The sequence below is a fragment of the Salinisphaera sp. LB1 genome, assembly GCF_003177035.1.
Lineage (GTDB): Bacteria > Pseudomonadota > Gammaproteobacteria > Nevskiales > Salinisphaeraceae > Salinisphaera.
In genome coordinates, this window is record NZ_CP029488.1 from 3,893,846 (window position 1) to 3,916,270 (window position 22,425).

The following is a 22,425-nucleotide window of genomic DNA, read 5'->3' on the forward strand; positions in this document are numbered from 1 at the left end:
GCTAACCCCAAACGTGGCGCCGCAGATATGGGCGGCGTGGCCTGTCGCCGGCGCGCGCCATCGCGCGCATGAACTCAAACGTACACGACTATCTCGGGCCGAAAACGCCAGGATCAAGTGTAGCGCCCACGTCCAGTGGGCGGCACGCGCTATCGGTCGTCACCCGCGCCCGGCTTGCGGTTGGGCAGCCGGCGCGGATCCAGCGCACGCAGCGCGCCGCGCAGGATGTTGGTCTCGATGCGATCCGGCGCCGCGCGATTGAACAGCCGCCGCAACCGTCGCATGAGGATGCGCGGCTCGTTCGGATCGAGAAATCCCGCCGCGACCAGCACATCGTGCCAGTGCTGGAACAGGCCTTCCATATCGGCGGCCGGAACCGGCACGTGCGCCTCGCCCGCAGCGATGCCGTGACCGCTGGCCACACGCAACTCATAAGCCACGACCTGCACCGCCGCCGCCAGATTGAGCGAGCTGTACTCGGGATTGGTCGGCACCTGAAGATGCAGCTGGCAACGATCCAGTTCGGCGTTGTTCAGCCCGGACCGCTCACGCCCGAATACCAGCGCCACTGGCCCGTTGGCGGTGGCCGCAACCGCGCGCGCGGCCGCGGCGCGCGCATCGATCAACGGCCACTGAGTTCGACGGCTGCGAGCGCTCGTGCCGATGGTCAGCACACAATCCGCCAGCGCCTGATCCAGCGTGTCGTACCGGCGCGCAGCAGCCAGCACATCATCGGCACCGGAGGCGCGCGCGGTGGCCTCGGGGTCCGGATAACGCTCGGGCGCGACCAGAGCCAGGTCCGACAAGCCCATAACCTTCATCGCGCGCGCTGCCGCACCGATATTGCCGGGATGCTGCGCCCCCACAAGCACGATGCGCAGGCGGGATAACACGGCCGCGTCGGGCGTCGGGTTCTGGGGCACGGAATCGCTCATCAAAGGATTTGGCTGCGGGGAAAAACAGGGCGCTAATGTTACGCTAGCTTCTTTTTAGGCGCCCGATTCATGCAACCCCTGACCAATATCGCAGTCACCGCCGCGCGGCGTGCCGGTGATGTCATCCTGTCCTATTACCGCCGTGGCGATACCGGCCAGGTGACCCGGAAAGCCGAGAACGATTTCGTGACCGAGGCCGACCAGCGCGCCGAAGCCACAATCATCGACACCATCCGGCGCAACTACCCGGGGCATGCGTTTCTGGCCGAGGAATCGGGCGAGACCGGCGACTCGGACACGGTCTGGGTGATCGACCCGATCGACGGCACCATGAACTTCATGCGCGGCATTCCGCATTTCTGCGTGTCGATCGGCTGTCGCGTCAACGGGGTGGTCGAGCACGGCGTGATCTACGACCCGGTCAAGGACGAGCTGTTCATCGCCGAGCGTGGCAAGGGGGCAAGCGTCGACGGCCACCGGATGCGCGTGTCGAACACGGTGCGCCTGCGCGAATCGATGCTGTCCACCGGTTTCGCGTACCGCCGTCAGGGCGATATCACGACTTATCTGCCGTTGTACAACCGCATGCTGTCGGCCTGCGGGCACATGCGGCATTCCGGGTCCGCCGCCCTCGACCTGGCCTATGTGGCGGCCGGCCGTCTCGACGGCTACTGGGAAATCGGCCTGTCGGCCTGGGATCTGGCCGCCGGCATGCTCATGGTCCGCGCCGCCGGCGGCATCGCATCCGATGCGCACGACAACGACGCCGATCCGCTGGAAACCGGTAATATCCTCGCGACCAACCCCAAACTCTACCCGCAGATGCTCGACAAGATCGTGAAAACTCCGCGCGGCGGGCGCTGATCGCGACGCGTCCTGGCTCAAGCCGCGCCCCGCCGGATGCTGACCGCGTCATTCAGCATGGCGCGGTCGGCATGCGATTCGGATTTCTCGTCTTTGACCACCTGGACGAGCCTGACCTGCTCGGCCCTTGAGAACTGATCGGCGTTTGGGCCGACCAGCGCAGGGCCGAGCGAACGCCTGCCGGTCGGCGGGCGCGCGGACAGCATCCGTTGCGCCAAGGGTCTCCGGTTGCTGCCGGACGTCGCGCTCGACGATGCGGGCGCACTCAATGCACTGTTCGCGCGCGGCGACATGGGCAGCCGCAGCGCCACCACCCGCTACGCCTCGCACGCGACTGGCCGGCGATGAGGCCATTCAGGTCGTCGAGCAACGTGATGTTCGCGACGAGAACATCGGGATTTCCGCCGGCATGGATATGACGCGGCCTATATCGCGGCCACCGCGGACGCCGGCACAGCCGGGCGCGTCCAGCGCTGGGCCGAGTTACTTACCCCGCTGGCATCCGTCATGGCGACCTGGTCATCCATGCCGACGCACTTCCTATCCCCATAGATAGCCGAAGGGCCATCGATGACGGACCTTGGTGGCATACCGGCGCGCCGTCCGCCCCGGTCAGCGCGCGGATCAGCGCGTGACCTTGGCGGCCTTCGCGGCGTCCTCTTCCTTGGGCGGGAACAGATCCTGGGCGCTGAGCTTGAAGTACAGCGCCAGCGCGCTGGCCACGAAGATCGACGAGTAGGTGCCGGTGATGATGCCCACCAGCAGTGCCGCAGCGAAGCCGTGGATGACCGGGCCGCCGAGGAAGAACAACGCCAGCAACGTCATCAGCGTGGTGCCCGAGGTCATCAGCGTACGCGCCAGCGTCTGGTTGATGGCGGCATTGGCGACTTCCTTCGGCGTGGCCTTGCGCATGCGCCGGAAGTTCTCGCGGATACGGTCGTAGACCACGATGGTGTCGTTGAGCGAGTAGCCGAGCACGGCCAGCAGTGCGGCCAGCACGGTCAGATCGAAATCCATGTGCGTGAGCGAAAACACGCCGAGCGTGATCACGATATCGTGCACCAGGGCGGCTACGGCGCCGGTGGCTAACTTCCAGTGAAAGCGGAAGATCACATAGATGAGAATCGCGATTACGGTATAGAGCAGTGCCAGCCCGCCCTTGTTGACCAGATCGCTGCCGACCTGCGGACCGACGAACTCGACCGATTGCAGCTTCGCGCCCGGTGGCCCGGACTTGAGCGCATTCATCACCTTGTCACCCACCGAGGCCGCCTTCTCCTGCCCGGCCGAGGCCGGCAGACGAATCAGCGCGGTCTCGGCGCTGCCGAAGTGTTGAACCGTGGGCTGCGCGTACCCGGCCGAACTGAGTGCACTGCGCACCTTGTTCAGGCTCACCTCGTGCGGGTATTGAACGTGCACGACGACACCGCCGGTGAAATCGATACCGAACGATAGCTTGCCGATCCCCAGCGATACGCAGCACACCAGCAGCACGATCGCGGACACGATCACCGCATACCGGCCCTTGCCGATGAAATCGATCGAGGTGTTGGACTTAATCAGACGCATAGCACGGGTCCTAGATCGAGAGCTTTTTGAGCCGCTTGCGGCGGCCGTACGTCAGATTGACGATCGCGCGCGTACCGATGATGGCGGTGAACATCGAAGTCACGATGCCCAGGCTGAGCGTCACCGCGAAGCCCTTGACCGGGCCGGTGCCGAAGCCGAACAGCATGAGGGCCGCGATCAGCGTCGTGATATTGGCATCGAAGATCGAACTGAAGGCTTTGTCGTAACCGCTCTTGATCGCCGACTGCGGCGTGTTGCCCGCATCCAGCTCTTCGCGTATGCGCTCGAAGATCAGCACGTTGGCGTCCACCGCCATGCCGATCGTCAGCACGATACCGGCAATGCCCGGAAGTGTCAGCGTGGCCTGCATGATCGACAGCGCGGCCATCACCAGCACCAGATTCATGAACAGCGCCAGATCCGCAATCAACCCGAATATGCCGTAGTAGATCGCCATGAAGGCCACCACCACCAGAAAACCGACCACCACCGCGCGTTCGCCCTCGGCAATGTTATCGGCGCCCAGGCTCGGCCCGATGGTGCGCTCGGATACGATGTTAACCGGCGCGGCCAAGGCGCCGGCGCGCAGCAACAGCGCGAGATCGTGTGCCTCACCCCGTTTCAGTCCCGTGGTCTGGAAGCGCTTGCCGAACGCGCTCTGAATATTGGCCACACTGATCACCCGCTGATCCTTGTGCTGGGTGGTGACCCGCTTGCCGTTCTTGTAATGGGTCTCCAAGCGAGTCTCCGTGTAGAGCACCGCCATCGGGTCACCGATGTGCGATGAGGTCACGTTGAACATCTTGCTTGCCGCCTGGCCGTCGAGCGTCACGAAAACGGCCGGCTGATTGGTTTTCTGGTCGAAGCCGGCCGAAGCATCGACGATCTGGTCGCCCGATGCGATGACGTCATCCTTGAGCAGGATCGGCTGACCGTTTTTGGTGTGGTACAGCTGATCGCCGGACGGAATATTGCCGGTTTTGGCGGCCTGCTGCGCATTATGCTTCTGATCCACCAGGCGATACTGCAGTGTCGCGGTCTTGCCGAGCAGACGCTTGGCCTGGGCCGTGTCCTGCACGCCCGGCAACTCGACCACGATGCGATCCTGCCCCTGACGCTGCACCAGTGGCTGGGACACGCCGAGTTCGTTGACGCGGTTGCGCAGCGTGGTGAGGTTCTGCTCGAGCGCAAAGTTGCGGATATGCTGGGCGCGGCTATCGGTGAGCGTCGCAACCAGCGTGTTGTCCGCGTTCGGCGCCTGTTTGAACTGCAGGTTATTGAACTGGCTCGGCAGTGCGTTCTCGGCCTTGTGCATGGCAGCGTCGCTGGGGAACACGAGCTTGACCGAGTCACCGTCGCGATAGGCGCGCTGGTAGCGGATCGAATGGTTGCGCAGGTAGTGCGGCACGTCGCGGGCATAGCGGTCGTAGGTGTTCTTGAACACCGCATCCATATCCACCTGCAGCAGGAAGTGCACGCCCCCGCGCAAATCCAGGCCCAGCGACATGGGCTGTGCCTTGATCGCCCGCAGCCAGGCCGGCGTGGAGGGCGCCAGATTGAGCGCCACCGTATAGTTATCGCCCAGCTTGCGCTTGAGGACACCGGCCGCCTTGAGCTGGGCGTCCGTACCGCCGTAACGCGCCAGCAGGCGGCCGTCGTTGAGCGTGACGGTCTGGGCCGCCATGTCCGCTTTGGACAGAATGCTCTTGACGCGGCTCTCCAGTTGCCGGGTCGCAGCATTGCCGTTGGCCTTGGAGACCTGCACCGCCGGCTGTTCGCCGAACAGGTTGGGCAACGCATAGAGTACGCCGACGACCAGCACGACGACGAGCAGAAGATATTTCCACAGCGGATAACGGTTCATAGGGCCCCGATCAATCGCAAAACGCAGGTCGTTCGCCGCGCGAACTTACAGCGAATCCATCGTGCCCTTGGGCACCACGCTGGTGACGGACGACTTCTGAACACGGATCTCCACATCCTTGGCCACTTCCACGACCAGGAAATTCTCGCCGACCTCACGAATGCGACCGGCCACGCCGCCAGCGGTGACGATCTCGCTGCCTTTCGACAGACTCTCGATCAGCTTCTTGTGTTCCTTCTGCCGCTTCATCTGCGGACGGATGACCAGGAAGAACATGATCGCGAAGAAAACCACGATCATGCCGATCGAGTAGATGGCGCTGCCGCCTTCGGCACCACCGCCTGCGGCGTGTGCAACGGGAATCAGAAAATCCATAATAAAAGCCCTCGTCGTAAGGTTACGCGGACTGCGCCGCAAACAAGCGGCACAGTATGCCATAGGGTTCGTTGCCGCCCGACGACCCGAGCCGCCGATGCACGGTGTCAGCCGCCGCCATATCCGCCATGGGCGGCCTGCGGCGTTCCGCGGCCTTCTGCCCCGGAGAAGAAGTCGCGCATGAAGGCCGCGTAGTCGCCCGCCTCGATCGCCGCGCGGACCCGCTGCATCAATCTTTGGTAGTAAGCCAGGTTGTGCCAGGTATTCAAACGCGACGCCAGAATCTCGCCACAGCGGAACAGGTGGTGCAGATAGGCCCGGCTGTAGTGCCGACAGGTATAACAGTCACAGGCCGCATCCAGCGGCGCCGTATCGTGCTTGTGCACGGCGTTCTTGATCTTGAGCACACCCTCGTGGGTGAACAGGTAGCCGTTGCGGGCGTTGCGTGTGGGCATGACGCAATCGAACATGTCAATGCCATAGGCCACGGACGCGACCAGATCGGCTGGCGTGCCGACCCCCATCAGATAGCGCGGGGCATCGGCCGGCGTTTCCGGCAGCACCCCCGCCAGCACCGCCGCCTTGTCCGCCCAGCCCTCGCCCACGGACACGCCGCCGATGGCATAGCCGTCGAAGCCAATATCCACCAGCGCGGCCATGGATTCCGCGCGCAGATCCGCAAACACGCTGCCCTGGTTGATGCCAAACAGCTTGTTGCCGGACTCGCCGTGCGCTTCACGACAGCGCGCGGCCCAGCGCATCGACAGCTGCATCGACTGGGCGGCGTCGGCCTTGGGCACCGGATAGTCGGTGCATTCGTCCAGGCACATGACAATATCGGAGTTCAGCGCATGCTGGACCTCGATCGAACGCTCCGGGGAAAGATACTGGCGCGAGCCGTCGAGCGGCGAGCGGAACGCCACGCCGTCCTCGCCCAGTTTGCGCATCTCGGCCAGCGACCAGACCTGGAAGCCGCCGGAATCGGTCAGGATCGGCCGATCCCAATGCATGAAGCGATGCAGGCCGCCATGCGCGCCGACGATCCCGGTGCCGGGGCGCAACATCAGGTGATAGGTATTGCCGAGCACGATCTCGGCGCCAAGCGCCGTCAGCTCCTCGGGCGTCATGCCCTTGACGGTGCCATAGGTCCCGACCGGCATGAAGGCCGGCGTTTCGACCGTGCCGTGCGGCAGATGCAGGCGGCCGCGGCGCGCATCGCCGTCCCGGCCCAGAGCTTCGTAGATCATGGCGGCGCAGTTTAGACACGCGCGCACGGCGCGTCGACTGGCGCGGCTCGCGCGGGCGCCGTCGCATCGCGATTGACGTGATTCGATGCCGGGCCACGATGATCGCATCTTCGATTGAGCCGGGCACAATGCTGTGTCTAGACTGGCCGCCATCGCTCGCCGCTACCGCAGGACACGTCGTTTCATGCCGCCCATCGCTCGCTCATCCGGTCTTGCCGCGACCCTGATCGCGACCGTCCTGCTGTGGAGCTCCATCGCGATGGCGGCCGGCACCGGCCGTGCCGCCCTGCCCGATCTCCGCGCGCTGGCGCAGCATGCCCGTGTCAGCGCGCTCGTGGTCCGTCTGCGCGACATGCACCCGATCGCTGCGCTGAACCCCGACGAACGCCTGCGCCCGGCCTCGGTCAGCAAATTGTTTTCAGCCTCGGCGGCATTGCAGCAATTCGGTCCGGCCCATCGCTTCACCTCGCGCTTCGCCAGTCACGGGGCGATCAGTCATGGCACGCTCAACGGCGATCTCGTGTTCGTGGGCGGGGGCGATCCATCGCTGGACAACCGGCGTCTGCACGAATTGGTGATGCGACTCAAAGCCCGCGGCGTGGACAAGGTCAGCGGCAATCTCGTGATCGACCAGGGTCTTTGGGGGCAGGTGCCGTGCCTGACCCAGGACCGCTGCGACGCCCACGAACGCGCCTCGCACGCTTATAGCGCCCCGCTGTCGTCAGCCGGCGTGAACTTCGGCACTGTCATGGCGACGGTTTACCCGGGCGACAGCGCCGGCGCGCCAACCCGGGTCGTGCTGCACCCCGAAGGCCTGCCGGGCTACCGTATCGACAATCAGGTCAACACGGTGCCCGCCAGCGCCAAGACGAGCCTGATGGCCTGGCGCACCTACGACGGCCGCCGCTCCACGCTGCACATCCGCGGCACACTGGCGGTCGGGCACGGCCCCTACGATTTCCAGCGCGCGGTCACCGGCGCTGCAGCGGAAACGGCGCGGGTGTTGTCTGCGATGCTGGCCAACGCGGGCATCCCTGTCGCCGGCACGGTCATCACCCGCAGCGGCAACGTCAACACCGACGGCACCACACTGGCGCGGGTGCAAAGCGCATCGCTGGCCGAGCAGCTGATTGCGATGATGGCGTATTCGAACAATTACATGGCCGACACGCTGACGCTCGACGTCGCCGCGAACAGCGGCCAGAGCCTCCCGTTGTCGCTGCCGCGTGCGTCGCAGGCGCTCGAAGCCCTATCGGCGCGCGCCAACGCATTCGCCTATCCCAAGGCCGCAGCCGGCAACGCAATCTTCGACAGCGGCAGCGGGCTGTCGCTGGGCAACCGTGTTTCCGCCCGAGACCTCGTCTCCCTGCTCGCTTACATGTTCCACCAGAACGCCCTGTTCCCCGCGTTCTATGGCAGCCTGCCGGTACCGGCCTCGGCCCCGTCAAAAACACTCAAACACGGCAATTCCGATTTCGAGACTCGCCTGGTCGCCAAGACCGGCACGCTCAGCGACCCGGTCACCGTGCGCGCCCTGGCCGGCTATTTTCGTCTCGCCGATGGCGGATTCGCAGCATACGGCATCGTGATCAACGGGACGAAATCCAAGCCGAACCTGACCTATCGCCAGACCGTGATGGCCTACCAGGACGATCTGGAAGGCATCCTGGCTCGGCATTGACTCGCCCGCGCGACACGCTTTCCTCGCACCGCCGCTCGCAGGTATACTCCGCACTCGCTATGCCCGGGTGGCGGAACTGGTAGACGCGTCGGATTCAAAATCCGATTTTGGAAACAAAGTGCGAGTTCGAGTCTCGCCCCGGGCACCATCCCTCCTTCTAGGGATGTACAGAGAGATCCACGAGAAGGCCCGCATACCTTGGTATCGCGGGCTTTTTTGTGCCCATAGCATCCACGAAGGTCTATTGCCATCCGGGGGTACATGGGGGTATATCTGGGGGTACAAGCCGCGTGCCTACCAAAATATACCCCCAGCACCATGCCCCTGACTGCCATAGAAGCCAAACAAGCCAAGCCCAAAGCCAAGCAGTACAAACTCGCTGACGGCGGCGGCCTTTATCTGCTGGTGCTGCCAAGCGGCGGCAAATACTGGCGCATGAAGTACCGCATCCACGGGAAAGAAAAGACGCTTGCCTTCGGCACGCTGGCCGACGTACCGCTTGCCGACGCACGAAGCCAACGCGAGCAGGCGCGCAAGCAGCTAGCCGACGGCCGAGACCCGATGGAAGTAAAGCGGCTGCAAGACGAAGCGGCCAAGGCCAACGCCGCTAATTCGTTCAAGGCGGTGGCGCTCGAATGGCACGATCACAAGCGCCCACGCTGGAGCGAAAAGCACGCCGCAAAGGTACTGCGCTCGCTGGAGGCCGACGTATTCCCGCAAATCGGCAAGCGGCCCATTGCCGAGATCACTGCGCCCGAACTGCTGCGCGTCATTCGCCATATCGAGAAGCGCGACGCCCTCGACTACTCTCATCGGGTGCTGCAACGCATCGGCATGGTGTTTCGCTATGCCATCGTGACCAGCAAGGCGACCTATAACCCGAGCGCCGATCTGGTGGGCGCCCTCAAGACGCGCAAGGCGACGCATCACGCCGCCCTATCCCGCGACGACCTGCCGGCTTTCCTGCACGACCTCGACCACTACGACGGCCACCTGCTGACCCGCTACGGCTTGCAGCTTATCGGGCTGACGTTCCTGCGCACCGCCGAACTACGCACCGCCGAATGGCACGAGATCGACTTCGACCGGGCCGAATGGCGAGTGCCGGCGCATCGCATGAAGATGAACCACGAACATATCGTGCCCCTCTCGACCCAGGCCATCGACCTATTGAACGCCCTGCGACCGATCACCGGGCATTACCGCTATATCTTCACCGGACGGAACAGCACGGCCCGTCCTATGAGCGAAAACACGCTGCTGTACGCCCTCTACCGGATGGGCTACAAGCGACAGGCGACCGTCCACGGATTCCGCGCGACAGCTTCAACAATTCTCAACGAGAGCGGCTTTCACCGCGACGCCATAGAGCGCCAGCTAGCCCACGCCGAACGCGACAAGGTACGCGCTGCCTATCACCGATCCGAATATCTGGATGAGCGGCGAACCATGATGCAGTGGTGGGCGGATTATCTCGACGGCTTGAAGCGGGGCGCAAACATAACCCTTCTCCACGCAAGAGCATGAAACCTGCTGAATTATGGAATAACCCGCCATGAAGAACGACAAAGCCACAGATGACGCGCCGAACTGGGAAGTAACTCCAGCCTTGGTTGAGTTCGAAAGCCGCCTAGCAAACAATTACAAGAACAACCTTATAGGTATTAAAGAACTTTTTGGGCGACTCATTTCTCTTGGCTGGGGCGACACTATTGCGCCAACTACACACTCGCGAGTCCTACTCGAAGAATTCATAAGCGGCGAAGGATCGATACGCTACCGAGACGCTGCGGACTCTATTTTTCAAGGCATTGCGACCGACAAGCCATCAATGAAACTACTTTTAGATACGCAGTTATTGTTAGCTTATCCACTATTGGTTATCGATTCATTGGAGCTCCAAAACGATTATTTTCGGGAGCTTCGAAACGGGCTGGAATCTATCAAGAAAGCGCTAATCGAAAATCCGATCGCAAACGAAGCAATTAGCGACCGTTTCTCTAATATTACCGAAGCAAAGACCGCCTCCTTAGATTCATTACTAGCTGATCTAATAGGCCAACTAGATTTTATTGAAAAGTTCAGAGCACAAACTTTGTCTGTGATTCTCGATAAGCGGCAAATAAATTCGGGTCGACCCAGGGCGATTAAATCAATGATTACGCTAAGCCTATGGCAATCGCTGCGATCATTCGACGCATCCATGCGGGCAGCAGCCAATATGCTGGCGCGTTTTTTTATCCAAAGCGGCATTGAGCTGCGCTCTGAGAAAAAATTGACCGAATCCATTTATCAGAGAATCCGAAATTATGAGCAAATCCGGTAAATAAGTCTCTCGACACATGGGGTATTTTTACCTCCGACGCCACTACGCGAGGCTTGCCATGTCGTTCCAAAGCACACCCAAGGAGTGCAGACATGGCCCAGCAAAGCCTTCTAAGGCTTCCCACCGTCAAAGCCCGCACCGGGCAGTCGCGTAGCTCAATTTACGCCGCCATCCAGCGCGGCGAGTTTCCTAAGCCCGTTCCCATCGGCGCCCGCGCCGTCGCGTGGGTTGAATCCGAGATAGACGACTACATCGAGCGCCAGATTCAGCGCCGGGGTGCAGCATGAACGCCCCCGCCTGGAAGCTGGAACTGTACGCGCTCGCCTACCGGCACAGCGAAACAGGAGCGCAATACGATCTAGCCGCCATGACCGAAGCCGAGCAGTACGCCACGCTGACTTGGCTGCGCCGCTATGCGGAGGGCCGGGCATGAAATCCCTACGCCAGCCCATCGACGCCAAGTGCAAGGATTGCATCTTCGATCCCGGTAGCGGTATGGGCACATGGCGCGAGCAAATCGCCCAATGCACCGCGCTCGCCTGCCCGTTATGGCCCGTCCGAACCGGGCCGGAGTCCGGGCCGTACCAACGCCCGGCTATCGACGACAAACTGCGCCAAGCCGCCGAGAAGCGCCGACGACGGCGAACAGCGTGCAATCGCAGCACGGAGGGCACGCCATGAGGACAACACGAAAAAGCCCCGCCTACGCCAATAGCCGGGGCCGTCACCAAAGCACTTCGATCTGCACCGCCATTAAACCGCAGCCTGTTGTCGGATACAAGCCATCGAATCATGGCGCCCGCCAGCCGTATCGGATGCGTGGACGTGTCTACTGATGGGCGCCGTTATCGACTGGTCCGGCGCGGTACTGATCCCGCCGGGCCGGTACACGCTGGGCTTCGTGGACTACCGAACCGCCGTGTACTTCCAGAAAGCCGCGAAGCTGGTGCTGACGTTTCGGGTACTGGATGCCGGCGAGCATTTCGGCATCGTACTGGATCGTTATTACAACGTGCAGCGGTTGACCACGAAGCCGGGCAAACGGGGCGGCTTCAAAATCGGCCCACGGTCGGACTTCCTGCGCGAATACTGCACGCTGTTTCCCGAGCGTTGTGCCAGGCGGCTGGATCGCATCCCGATCACCGAGCCCTTCAGCGGTGCCTATGTTGTCGGCGACGTTCAAACTGTTGCGAGGGACTATGCCCAGCGAACTATTCCCGACCCCGTGCGGTACAGCAAGATCGTGGCGCTTTTGAAAGTAGCCGGACCATGAATACCGGGTTTAGCGCAGACGACCCTATGCCTTCACCTGCACCTATACCTGACCTACTTGGCATCGTAGGCGAAGCGTTACACAGCAAGGGATGCAGGCGATGGGCTTGGCAGAGCAAAAGCCGTCGAATCGGCGATGAATTTGCAAAGCGGTGTGCTGTGCGCTATCCATAGAGGCACTTCCTGCCTATCTGACTACGCCGGACGCTGTAGCGAGATCATCCCCGATCCCGTGGCGGCGTCCGGTTTTGGGCATCGTCTGGTTCAGCGCCGCCCGGAAAACGCCTGGCAACTCCGAGCGGCGTTGTCTGCATCGTGGGCAGCTGGCATGTCTAACCATGAGTAAGCGCAGCCGAGACAAGGGCAAGCGCGGCGAACGCCAGCTAGCGGCTTTGCTGACTGCCGAAGGATTCCCGGCAAGCCGTGGCGTCCAATATCACGGCGGTACGGATTCGCCCGACGTGCGCTGTCCGGGTCTGCCCGGCATTCATTGGGAAGCCAAGCGCACCGAACGGCTACGACTGTATGAAGCGGTCGAACAAGCTGGGCACGATGCCGGCGACAAGCTGCCCGTGGTGGCGCACAAGGCCAATCACCGCGAATGGCTGGCGGTCTTGCCGCTGTCCGATCTGCTGGCAATTCTGCGTGCATCCGATTATTGCTTAACGCCATCCAGCAACAGCGAGGGCAGCAATGCGTGTGAAGCGAGATAAAACAGCCCAGCCGTTACGCGAGCCGACACCATGAGCCGCGACCGCTGGCGGCCGGCTATCGAATCGGCGCATCGCCTGAGTCTGGGCAGGCTGTTCGAGACCGGCGCGTTAGAAGTGGCTGCCGATACGTCGGGGTGCTGGCATTGGAGTCGCAACGGCGAAAAGGTGGCGGAGGTCCGCTACGAGGCCAGTCTAGGCGAGACCGAGGGCACGCTAGGCTTGTTCTACAACTGGACGCATGACGGCGAAGTGAAGGCTGTCCGCTGCCATATCCGCCTATCAAGTTTGCCGTTGAACTACGGCGGCCGGCGCTGGTACATGCATTGCCCGTACACTAACCGGCGCGCGCTCGTGCTCCACAAGTTTGCGGCTATCGAGCAATTCTGCCATCGCACGACGGTACGACCGCTGCCGACCTATGCCAGTCAGCGAGTCGGTGGTTGTGATCGCGTGATAGAGCAGCGCTGGGCACTACGCCGGAGGATGGGCGACACCATGAGCGATCTGTGCGGCGAGCCTTACAAGCCCAAGTGGATGCGCTGGCATACCTTCGAGCGCTACGCGGCCCGCGACGCAGAACTGGCCGCGCGTGAGGCCGCTTACATGAAACGCATGTTCGGCATCGCGTCAATTTATAACGTGGTTAGCCTATGGATTTAGGCATGGATCGGATCAAGCGCGGGCGTCGCACGCGTTGGTAATCGAAGGGAGAGAGGGTGAACTGTCCCGTGCGAACTGGCAAGAAACACTGGAAGCGCAACCTATTGCTAGGCGGATGATGCTTGTTTGGTCTGCTTCGCGCGGTCCCGACGGTATTGCCAGAACAAAAGTGCCTCGCAAACGAGGGCTGCCAGAACCGGAATTACGTGTGGTGATGGCCCACTGATTTCCCCAAGGGAAATGACAAGAACAAGCACCATCGCAATGCCGTGTGAAACTCCTGGCCGGCGTCGCAACGGAGGAATGATCTTCGCGATGATAAGCCAGACCGCAGCAACCATTAGAAATCCGGCGAATTGGCCAACAAACTCCCCAGTTATTACAGCGGACATATACCACCCTTGACTTAACGTCGAAATTCAGCGAGGCGGAAACCGTACGCTGCGTTGATTGGGATTTTTAACTGGCGCCCCTTGATACGAATTGCGCCTGACATCAACAAGCGGCCAAGTTTGGTTATAGCATTGGGACTTCAGGTCGCCCAGCGAGACCTTTGGCTACAAGGTGCACCTTTCGGCCATAGTCTCGGCAGATTCTATGCATTCGCGTGCGGGCGATACAGAAGCATTACGATCACCGCTAAAGAAGTAATCCGCGATGCAGAAAACGGCCGAGTGCAGGCCGGATCGTGGTGGCCAGCACTCTACCGGTAGACAAATACCACGAAGCGGGCTATGCCATAGCTACGAGTAGAGAATACGGGAGGCATCGTGGCAAGCGCCCAGAATCAGAAGCGGGCTCTTCTGCACTGACATGCGCTAGAGAGGGATGACTGCCGCCGACAAATCCGTTTCAATACAAGCTCCTACACAAATACAGAAGGGGTTTGTAGATGGCGGCAACCATCCCAAGTTGGATTGTTGGTCTGCGCGGGCAGTGCGTCAAGGGCGTGGCGTGGGACGAAGCTCGTGGCACGCTGGTGTTTCACTGCGACCGCGATCGCCGCTTCGTGCCGGTGGATCACCGGAGCGGCGCACGAGGCACCGTCAATCGACGGCTGCGTCGCGAGGTTCAGGATCTGCCGATCTGGGGCCGCTCAGTGACGCTCTCGATCGCGTACTGTCAGCTCAAGATCGGGGCGACGGATCGCCGTATGGAACGGCTGTCGTTCGTCGAGCCCGGCCATGGCTTCACACGCCGCTATGCGCGGTTTGTCAGCCAACTGGCTCGGCATATCAGCATCGCCGCCGTCGCGGCTTACACCGGCCTGGCGTGGCGTACGGTCAAGGCTATGGACGAACGGGCGTTGACGCGTGATCTGCCGGCTCTGGATCCTGGCGCACTGACCGGCCTGCGGCATCTGGGCGTCGACGAGGTCGCCCGCGCCAAGGGCCATGATTATCTGACCATCGTCTACGACCTCGAGTCCGGCGATCTGGTATGGGTCACCGAGGGCCGTCGCAAGGCCGGCCTGACGGCGTTTTTCGATCAGCTCGATGAGCCCGTTGCCCAGGGCATCGAGGCCGTAGCCATGGATATGTGGAAGCCCTTTGAACAGGCGGTGGCCGAGGCGTTGCCGAACGCCGCCATCGTCTTCGATCGCTTCCATGTCATGCAGCAGTATTCGAAGGTGATCGATACCGTCCGCCGAACCGAGTTCAAGCGGGCAACCCACGCCGACAAGCAGGTCTTGGTTGGCAGCCGTTATCTGCTGCTCAAAAACGCCGAACGCTTGAGCGATAGCCAGGCCGCGCGACTCGATCGGTTGCTCGCCGTCAATGGCCCGCTCAACGCAGTCTATGCCTTGAAAGAACAGCTCCAGCAACTGTGGCACGCCCCAGCGAGCTTCACCGTCATGGGCCAGCGCCTGGATGCCTGGTGTGCCTTGGCCGAGGCCACCGGGCTGGCCCCCATGAAACGCTTCGTGGCGATGCTACAGCGGCATCGCACCGGGATCTGCAACTACGCGGCCCACCCCATCACCACCGCCCGACTCGAAGGCGGCCACGTCGCGATCGGGTTGATCCGTAAACGCGCTCGCGGACTGCTCGATACCGAATACTTCAAACTCAAAATCCGGCAAAGCGCAACGCCCGAACCACCCCTTGGCCTGTACGCTCTGACCGGATGATTGGCTCAAACCATGTCACAAGAGCCCAGAAGCGCTGGCGGGAAAACAGCGGCAAGAAACGGATCGAGGTCTATCTACCGGTAGATACGCTCGCCATGCTGGACGGGCTGGCGTCAGAGCGTGGCCTATCGCGGGCTGGCGTCATTGCCCAACTTATCAGCGATCAGCGCCAGGCGGCGCCGACAGAGGCCCGGAGCAAAGGCTATAGCTGGCGTAAAGCCACGAGCAGCGATGACTTCGACTGGCTCGTGATCGTGGACGGCGAGCCCATTGCAGGCGTCAAGCGCGACGACGTGAACGGCTGGCGCGGGAAGTACCTGCAAGGCTCAATGGCCTACAAGTGGGCGAAGGGCAAGACACGCGACAAGGTGGCATTCGATCTGCTGGACGCGCCTTATATCTACCGGTAGATCAATTACGCCCGCTAGTTAGAGGTGAGGCCGGCGCCAATCTTAAACGCTACAACGGCGCGCGCACGAGCTACGCGCTATCTACCGGTAGACCTATCGCGCACTGAATCAAGCACACGCAGTTATGCTCGCAGTCTTTCGAGGGGTAACATTGCCCCGCGCCACGTACCCACCACGAAAATTTGGGGGTACATTTGGGGGTATATTGAAACATGCCATCGAAGTTTTTACTTACTGGTCAACATGATACAAACCAGATGTGGTAGCCGCCCCGGCACCATCCCGCCTTCTAGGGATGTGCAAAGAGATACACGAGAAGGCCCGCATACCTTGGTATCGCGGGCTTTTTTGTGCCGGCCGCACCGGATGCGCCTATTGCCAATCCGAGCTTTGCTGTGCGCTTTGAGCAGCATCTAGTCGCGCGACCAGAGCGAGAGCCCGCTTCGGATCTCGCCGAAGGCCGCTCGCCCGAAGGGTTGTCCGTTTATTACTCGATGCGACGCCGCCGACGCTGATCGTTGCCGGCGCATACCAAGCCGCTTACGCCTCGCCTGCTGCCCCCGCCTATTTTCCAGCATCGGTAGTGCAGACGCGCGCCAGCTGTAAACTAGGTATCGGCTCTAGTCGCAACTTAAAGCGAGCGGTCGTCAAACTGTTCGCATCAGTTATAATGGTGCCCTAATGATTTTCGTTGCATAGGCAAACTTCGTGGAAAAAGTACGAAGATCGTGCCAAGACAAACAACGGGTATCAAGCGGCATCGAAGGTCTCGACGCCGTGCTTCACGGTGGCTTCGTGCCCCGCCGCGCTTATCTGGTTTCCGGCGGACCCGGCAGCGGCAAGACCACTCTGGGATTGCATTTCCTGGCTGCGGCCCGAGGCGAACCGGCACTATTGGTCAGCCTTGGCGAGGCGGCGGACGACATCCGCGCGGACGCCGAAAGCATCGGCCTGGATCTGTCCACAATCACACTGCTTGATCTCACGCCAGGGCGTGCCGACAGCGACCACGCCAGTTACAAACTGCTGGAACCGTGGGAGGCCGAGGCGCCGGACCTGCGCGAGCGCATCGATTCGGTCTGTCCTCATGGCGTGCCGCGGCGCGTATTCATTGACGCTTTGAGCCAGTTCCGCCATCTGGTGCCGGATGCCTTCCAGTTCCGTAAGCAGGTCATGGCGTTGCTGCAATACCTGACGGCGGCCGGTGCGACCGTCGTTTTCACGGCCGAACAGGGCTCGGCAGCGGATGACGACCTGCAGTATCTGGGGGACGGTATTCTGAAACTCGAGCAGAGCCCGGACGGGCGGGCTCTGCATGTCGTCAAGTGTCGCGGCGCGGGGTTTGCCGAAGGCCGGCATGCCGTACGCCTGGGTAGTTGCGGGATGCGGGTCTATCCCCGCTTGATTCCCGAGGACCACCGGCAGAGCTTTACCCCCGAAGCGATTCCTTTCGGACTGGCCGAACTCGATGCGCTGACCGGAGGCGGGTTGCAACGCGGCACCGTCACCCTGATCTCGGGACCATCGGGTGTCGGCAAGACATCGCTCGGGACCCATGTGATGGGCGAGGCGGCACGCCGGGGGGAGCGCTCTGCCATCTTCACCTTCGAGGAGCGGGTCGGCACCCTCAGCCATCGTTGCGAGCAGATCGGTATCCCGCTAAGCCAAATGATGGACGCCGGTACACTGGCGGTTCGAGAGGTCGAGCCGTTGCGGTACATGCCCGAGGAGTTCGCCTGCAGCGTCCAGCGCGAGGTGGAAGAGCGCGGCGTGCGAATGGTCATGCTCGACAGTCTCTCGGGCTATCGCCAGTCTGTGCGCGGCCAGGACATCACGCCGCATATCCATGCGCTTTGCCGGTATCTTTCGAACATGGGCGTCACCGTGCTGCTGATTAACGAGATCAGCGCCATAGCCGGCGGCGAGGTCCGCGTGAGTGAATACGGTATCAGCTATCTTGCGGACGCCGTGCTCATGCTGCGCTATATCGAGCTTGATGGAGAGTTACGCAAGACCATCGGCACGCTTAAAAAGCGTACCGGTGATTTCGAGAAGACGCTGCGCCATTTCGACATCACCCGTAACGGCCTCAGCGTGGGCGACCCCATCAAAGGAATGCGCGGCATCATCAGTGGTATGCCTGAATTGCAGGACAACGCGTGAGGTCTGCAGATGACACCAGAGTGTGGCGTAGCGTCGGCGACGGAAGCCACGAGGGCAAGGATCGGCGCGGCCATCCGCTCGGATGGCGATTTCCGGCTACTTGCGCGGCTGCTGGCACCGGACGACACTCTGACTTTAACCCGTCTGCAAGATGACGACCTGGATTCGCTCAAGCTGGATCTGCTCATCGCCGATGCGTTATCGTTTCGGCGCCTGCGCGAACCGATCATGCAGCGCCGTGAAGACGCCGGATTGGTCGTGCTCCCGGTTCTGGTCCTCGCGCCACAGAATAAAGGGACGACGGGACGGCTACCGGCAGAACTGGGCTCTTCGATAGAAGATATTCTGCGTCTTCCGACGACCGGCCCTGAACTGCGTGCGCGTATTTCCAATCTGCTGCACCTGCGGGCGCTTTCCCAGCGCCAGTACCTCGCCCACGACGCGACGCGCCGGGAGCTCAGCGGACTGAGCCGGGCGCTGCGTACGCTGCACGCCTGCAACGAAATCATGCTGCGCAAGACCACCGAGGAGGGATTGCTCGGGGCGATCTGCCGCATGATCGCTCAGTCCGAGGGCTATTCCCTGGCCTGGGTCGGTTTTCTGGAGGATGAAACCGGTTCGAAAACCGCCGGCAACATCCGAAAGGTCGCAATCGCCGGCCCGGCCGCCGAATTTGCCCGGAGCACTCGGGTTGATGTGGGCGACCCCGCTCAGGGACAGGGACCGTCGGGGCGTGCCATTGCCACGGGTGAAACCCAGATCGCCGCCGATCTGGCCCTGGACGCCAGCGTTGAACCCTGGCGCGAAGAAATCAGGGCCTGGGGCCTGGGCGCGATGATCGCGCTACCGCTCAAACCGAGCGCGGGACCGCCGGGTGTGTTGAGCGTTTTCTCGGCGCACAGCGGCGATTTCGAAGGCGAGGTACGCAAACTGCTCGAACGCCTGGCCGCGAACCTCACGTTCGGGCTGGACAAGTTGCAGATGCAGCGTGAGCGTGAACGTCAGGCCGATGAGATCCGCCAGCTCGCCTATCAAGATCCACTCACGGGGCTGCCCAACCGGCGCTTCCTGCTGCAACAGTTCCACCAGGATCACACGGCTCGAATAGCCCAAGGGGGCAAACCGAAGGCGGCGGCCGTGCTGTTCATCGATATCAACGATTTCAAGCTGGTCAACGATGCACTGGGGCATGTGGCGGGCGATCGCATGCTGCGCAGCGTCAGTCAGCGTATTCAGGGCACCCTGCGTAAGAGGGACTGGGTGACGCGCCAGGGTGGCGATGAGTTCATTGCGATCATGATGGACAACCCGCGGCGTGCGCTTGCCGCCGAGGACACTGAACAGAGCGTGCAACGCCTGGCCGAAGCCGCGGAGACCCTGGCAACACGCATCATCCGAATTCTGCGTCGCCCTTTCGATATCGAGGGATTCAGCCACCGCATCGATGCAAGTATCGGCATCAGCCTCTTTCCCTACTACAGCGCAGACCCCGAATCCGTCATAAGTCAGGCCGACACCGCGATGTACCAGGCTAAACAGGCCGGCAATGGTATCGCCTTCTATTCCCCGGAAACCGCGCAGAGGCGCCAGCGACGTTTCACGCTCGAAGCGCGCTTGCATCACGCGTTGGAGCACGAAGAATTCAGCCTGCACTATCAGCCGCTGTGGGAGACAACGACCGGACGGGTCGTGGGCGTGGAGGCCCTGCTGCGCTGGCAGGATAGCCAGGGCGCCAGCATATCTCCGGGCGAATTCATCCCGGTGGCCGAGGAAATCGGCCTGATCGGGCCGATCGGCGATTGGGTTCTGCGGACCGCGGCCCGCCAGATTGCGCAATGGCGGCGCGATGGCCTGGCGTTGTACATGTCGGTGAATCTTGCCGTCAGTCAATTGCAGGGGCCGGACGCCGCGCGCCATATCGCCGACCTGGCAGCTGCAGGCGGCGCGGCACCGGAGTGGTGGTCGCTCGAGGTGACCGAGGATATGCTGATGCACGATGTGCAATCGGTCGAGCATTCCATGCGCGAGCTGAGCGCACTCGGGTTTCGCTTCGCCCTGGATGACTTCGGCCGCGGCTACTCGTCGCTCGGGCGCTTGCAGTCGCTGCCATTGCACACCCTCAAGATCGACAAGTTGTTCGTGGACGAACTGGCATCGAACGAGCGGGGCAATTCCATCATCGCCGCCATCACCGATATGGCACGCAATCTATCGATGGAGACCCTGGCGGAAGGCATCGAGACCGACGCCCAGCGCATGCGACTGGTTGAGTTGGGCTGCCGCTGGGGACAGGGCTTCTGGCTCAGCGCGGCCCGTCCGCCCGAGGAGATTCCCTCTTTGGTGGAGGCGAGTCTTGCCGGTTCATGAGGATCAACGCACCGTCGTCAAGCACAGCCAGATTGTAGATTCAGCGCTTGCGCTCACCGAGCGCGGCTCACAACGCCCCATTCGATTATGTACGATACGCAGCGGGCTGAATAAGCCAGGGCATTTTGTCCGCAAATGCATGCCAATGAGCGGCAATAAGAAGGAAGATCAAGGCGCCGCTGCTTCCAGCGCGCGAGCCATCGCATCGTCAAGCCTTCCACTGAACTTTGCACACAATCAACACGCCCCATGCGCCGAAAAGCCTCCATCATGCGATGAATCAGCATGGCGAGACATTCAAACCCGGGGCGAATCCATTGCCTGCATGCTCGGACTCATTTTTCTGCGAAATCAACTGGCTGTTCGTATGCCCCTTCAATCCGCCGCAGCAGAACACGGCCCCGTCACGCCCGGGAAACCCCAGATGAACATTGACACGCGACTGTTGGCCGACTGCCATCGGCTGGGCACGCTGGAACGCGCCACCGTGCTACTGCATCGTCATTCGGCGGTGGGCTGGCTGATCCTGGTGCCCGATACCGATGCCCAGGACTGGCACGAACTGGACGATGCGGAATGCGAGCGCGTGAATGCTCAGGTCCGCGCATTGTGTGGCTGGGCCGCCGACGGGTTCAGCGCCGATAAGATGAACGTGGCGACACTGGGCAATGAGGTCGCCCAGATGCATATTCATATCATCGCGCGCCACCGCCACGATGCCTGCTGGCCCGCGCCGGTCTGGGGCCGACTGCCGGCGGGCGACCCCGGCTATGACGAAACCCGCATTGCAGGGCTGCGCGCGGCGCTGTCGCGCGATCTTCGGCTGGTCCCCGCGGAGGCGGACGACGCATGAGCACCCAGCACGACGAACTCGAAGTACGGATCGCCTATCAAGACGATGCGATCGAACAACTCAGCCGGCAGCTGTTCGCCCAGTCACGCGAGCTCGCACGGATGGCCGAGCGCTGCCGGCAACTCGAGGAACGCGTACAACGGCTGGCCGAAGGCGAGCCGGACGCCGCGACCGACGAAACCCCGCCGCATTACTGACAACGCATCGACCGCCGCCGCCAGCGTCACGCGTGGTGTGCCGACTGGCGCGCGCTGAACCGTTCCGGGCAGGCGTGCGGGTGATCGCGATCAGAACTGGATTCGCCCCCCGCCCTGACCGCCACCAAAGCCCCCTTGGCCGCCGCCCTGGCCGGGCACCTGGATCTTCTGGCCCTGCTGCCGCTGCATTTCCTTGAGCTCCTCGATCGCCCGCTCGGCTTCGGCATTGACCGCCGCGGGAAACTGCTCGATCGCGCCCGCCAGGTCGTCGGCTTCCAGCTCGAACGACAACGGCAGGCTGCCCGCCGGCGTCATCAGGCTGGCCGACCCCTCGAAACGCACGTCGCGCGAATCGTCATCCTCGCCATTGGCGGTCACCGGAATCAGCTTGCGAATGCTGCCCACCTTCAGATCGGAGAAGGACTCTTCCCGATACATGTGATCGGCATCGATCTTGATCTCGGGCATGTTGTTATCGGCCATCTCTGAAATCCTGTCGCTATGATTGATGGGACAAAGGATAACAGCGACCGCGGCAACGTCGAGCGCTTGACCGCGGGCGGGTGCGCTTCGCCAGTCGACCCTCCGCGATCGTCACCACGCGGCGGGTCGCCGTCGGTATCAGTGACCGGCGGCGATCATCGTGCCGGTGGCGTCCTGCGATTCGCTGACCCGAACCATGATTGGCAATACCCGCACGCCGGCGGGCAGATTGTCGTCGTTGACGGTAATTACCGCCTGACCGGCCTGGGACACATCTCATGGGCATCGCCTCGATCAGGCCGTCGGCGAGCACGG

Annotated in this window: 23 protein-coding genes and 1 tRNA gene; 16 read left to right on the forward strand and 8 right to left on the reverse strand. The window is 62.2% G+C overall.

Annotated elements, in window-relative coordinates; genetic code table 11:
• Positions 1–149: 149 nt before the first annotated feature.
• Positions 150–935, reverse strand: a complete 786-nt coding sequence (locus SALB1_RS17470) for an RNA methyltransferase (RefSeq protein ID WP_109995011.1) — start codon at positions 933–935, stop codon at positions 150–152.
• Positions 936–1,004: 69 nt separating this feature from the next.
• On the opposite strand from SALB1_RS17470, the gene SALB1_RS17475 reads away from it, so the two are divergent.
• Entirely contained in the window at positions 1,005–1,799 is a 795-nt protein-coding gene (locus tag SALB1_RS17475; RefSeq protein ID WP_109995012.1) for an inositol monophosphatase family protein, read from the forward strand.
• 17 nt (positions 1,800–1,816) lie between these two features.
• On the opposite strand, the gene SALB1_RS19090 is transcribed toward SALB1_RS17475, so the two are convergent.
• The 5 genes from SALB1_RS19090 to tgt all read right to left on the reverse strand — a co-directional run bounded on the left by SALB1_RS19090 (position 1,817) and on the right by tgt (position 6,854).
• Positions 1,817–2,113 (reverse strand): hypothetical protein, encoded by a 297-nt coding sequence (locus SALB1_RS19090; RefSeq protein WP_179950686.1) that lies wholly within the window; start codon positions 2,111–2,113, stop codon positions 1,817–1,819.
• Positions 2,114–2,423: 310 nt separating this feature from the next.
• The gene (gene secF, locus SALB1_RS17485; RefSeq protein WP_109995014.1) at positions 2,424–3,368 is read right to left on the reverse strand and encodes a protein translocase subunit SecF; all 945 of its coding nucleotides are present in this window, start codon (positions 3,366–3,368) and stop codon (positions 2,424–2,426) included.
• A gap of 10 nt (positions 3,369–3,378) precedes the next feature.
• Positions 3,379–5,232: a protein translocase subunit SecD gene (gene secD, locus SALB1_RS17490; protein WP_109995015.1), complete on the reverse strand. Its 1,854-nt coding sequence runs from the start codon at positions 5,230–5,232 to the stop codon at positions 3,379–3,381.
• Between the two features lie 45 nt (positions 5,233–5,277).
• A complete protein-coding gene (gene yajC, locus SALB1_RS17495; protein ID WP_109995016.1) occupies positions 5,278–5,607 on the reverse strand; it encodes a preprotein translocase subunit YajC in 330 nt (109 codons plus the stop codon).
• A 107-nt stretch (positions 5,608–5,714) separates the two neighbouring features.
• Entirely contained in the window at positions 5,715–6,854 is a 1,140-nt protein-coding gene (gene tgt, locus SALB1_RS17500; protein WP_109995017.1) for a tRNA guanosine(34) transglycosylase Tgt, read from the reverse strand.
• A gap of 184 nt (positions 6,855–7,038) precedes the next feature.
• On the opposite strand from tgt, the gene dacB reads away from it, so the two are divergent.
• The 15 genes from dacB (at position 7,039) to SALB1_RS17575 (ending at position 21,627) form a co-directional block, all read left to right on the forward strand.
• Complete coding sequence (gene dacB / locus SALB1_RS17505; RefSeq protein WP_109995018.1) at positions 7,039–8,535, forward strand: D-alanyl-D-alanine carboxypeptidase/D-alanyl-D-alanine-endopeptidase; 1,497 nt, start codon at positions 7,039–7,041, stop codon at positions 8,533–8,535.
• A 61-nt stretch (positions 8,536–8,596) separates the two neighbouring features.
• A tRNA-Leu gene (locus SALB1_RS17510) sits at positions 8,597–8,683 on the forward strand.
• Between the two features lie 170 nt (positions 8,684–8,853).
• The gene (locus SALB1_RS17515) at positions 8,854–10,062 is read left to right on the forward strand and encodes an integrase arm-type DNA-binding domain-containing protein (protein ID WP_109995019.1); all 1,209 of its coding nucleotides are present in this window, start codon (positions 8,854–8,856) and stop codon (positions 10,060–10,062) included.
• Positions 10,063–10,090: 28 nt separating this feature from the next.
• Positions 10,091–10,861 carry a hypothetical protein gene (locus SALB1_RS17520; RefSeq protein ID WP_109995020.1) on the forward strand — a complete coding sequence of 257 codons (771 nt, stop codon included), beginning with the start codon at positions 10,091–10,093 and terminating at the stop codon, positions 10,859–10,861.
• A gap of 92 nt (positions 10,862–10,953) precedes the next feature.
• A complete protein-coding gene (locus SALB1_RS17525) occupies positions 10,954–11,148 on the forward strand; it encodes an AlpA family transcriptional regulator (protein WP_109995021.1) in 195 nt (64 codons plus the stop codon).
• A complete protein-coding gene (locus SALB1_RS19095; protein ID WP_158590812.1) occupies positions 11,145–11,294 on the forward strand; it encodes a hypothetical protein in 150 nt (49 codons plus the stop codon). The genes SALB1_RS17525 and SALB1_RS19095 overlap by 4 nt, the downstream gene beginning before the upstream one ends.
• Positions 11,295–11,696: 402 nt before the next feature.
• Entirely contained in the window at positions 11,697–12,134 is a 438-nt protein-coding gene (locus tag SALB1_RS17535) for a hypothetical protein (RefSeq protein ID WP_109995023.1), read from the forward strand.
• A 247-nt stretch (positions 12,135–12,381) separates the two neighbouring features.
• The gene (locus SALB1_RS17540) at positions 12,382–12,846 is read left to right on the forward strand and encodes a hypothetical protein (RefSeq protein WP_145961375.1); all 465 of its coding nucleotides are present in this window, start codon (positions 12,382–12,384) and stop codon (positions 12,844–12,846) included.
• A gap of 30 nt (positions 12,847–12,876) precedes the next feature.
• Positions 12,877–13,506, forward strand: a complete 630-nt coding sequence (locus SALB1_RS17545; RefSeq protein ID WP_109995025.1) for a hypothetical protein — start codon at positions 12,877–12,879, stop codon at positions 13,504–13,506.
• Between the two features lie 892 nt (positions 13,507–14,398).
• Positions 14,399–15,637: an ISL3 family transposase gene (locus SALB1_RS17550; RefSeq protein ID WP_199678594.1), complete on the forward strand. Its 1,239-nt coding sequence runs from the start codon at positions 14,399–14,401 to the stop codon at positions 15,635–15,637.
• Entirely contained in the window at positions 15,634–16,047 is a 414-nt protein-coding gene (locus SALB1_RS17555) for a hypothetical protein (RefSeq protein ID WP_109995026.1), read from the forward strand. Before SALB1_RS17550 ends, SALB1_RS17555 begins: the two co-directional genes overlap by 4 nt.
• A gap of 708 nt (positions 16,048–16,755) precedes the next feature.
• Positions 16,756–18,210 (forward strand): ATPase domain-containing protein, encoded by a 1,455-nt coding sequence (locus SALB1_RS17560; protein WP_109995027.1) that lies wholly within the window; start codon positions 16,756–16,758, stop codon positions 18,208–18,210.
• Positions 18,211–18,219: 9 nt separating this feature from the next.
• A complete protein-coding gene (locus tag SALB1_RS17565; RefSeq protein ID WP_109995028.1) occupies positions 18,220–20,577 on the forward strand; it encodes a bifunctional diguanylate cyclase/phosphodiesterase in 2,358 nt (785 codons plus the stop codon).
• Positions 20,578–21,001: 424 nt separating this feature from the next.
• Positions 21,002–21,430 carry an HIT domain-containing protein gene (locus tag SALB1_RS19100; RefSeq protein WP_109995029.1) on the forward strand — a complete coding sequence of 143 codons (429 nt, stop codon included), beginning with the start codon at positions 21,002–21,004 and terminating at the stop codon, positions 21,428–21,430.
• Positions 21,427–21,627 (forward strand): SlyX family protein, encoded by a 201-nt coding sequence (locus SALB1_RS17575; protein WP_109995030.1) that lies wholly within the window; start codon positions 21,427–21,429, stop codon positions 21,625–21,627. The genes SALB1_RS19100 and SALB1_RS17575 overlap by 4 nt, the downstream gene beginning before the upstream one ends.
• Before the next feature lie 90 nt (positions 21,628–21,717).
• Here the strand turns inward: SALB1_RS17575 and SALB1_RS17580 are convergent, their stop codons facing one another.
• Together SALB1_RS17580 and SALB1_RS19650 are read right to left on the reverse strand one after the other, a co-directional pair.
• The gene (locus SALB1_RS17580; protein ID WP_109995031.1) at positions 21,718–22,110 is read right to left on the reverse strand and encodes a hypothetical protein; all 393 of its coding nucleotides are present in this window, start codon (positions 22,108–22,110) and stop codon (positions 21,718–21,720) included.
• A gap of 138 nt (positions 22,111–22,248) precedes the next feature.
• Complete coding sequence (locus SALB1_RS19650; RefSeq protein WP_150131920.1) at positions 22,249–22,383, reverse strand: DUF1719 domain-containing protein; 135 nt, start codon at positions 22,381–22,383, stop codon at positions 22,249–22,251.
• Positions 22,384–22,425 lie beyond the last annotated feature (42 nt).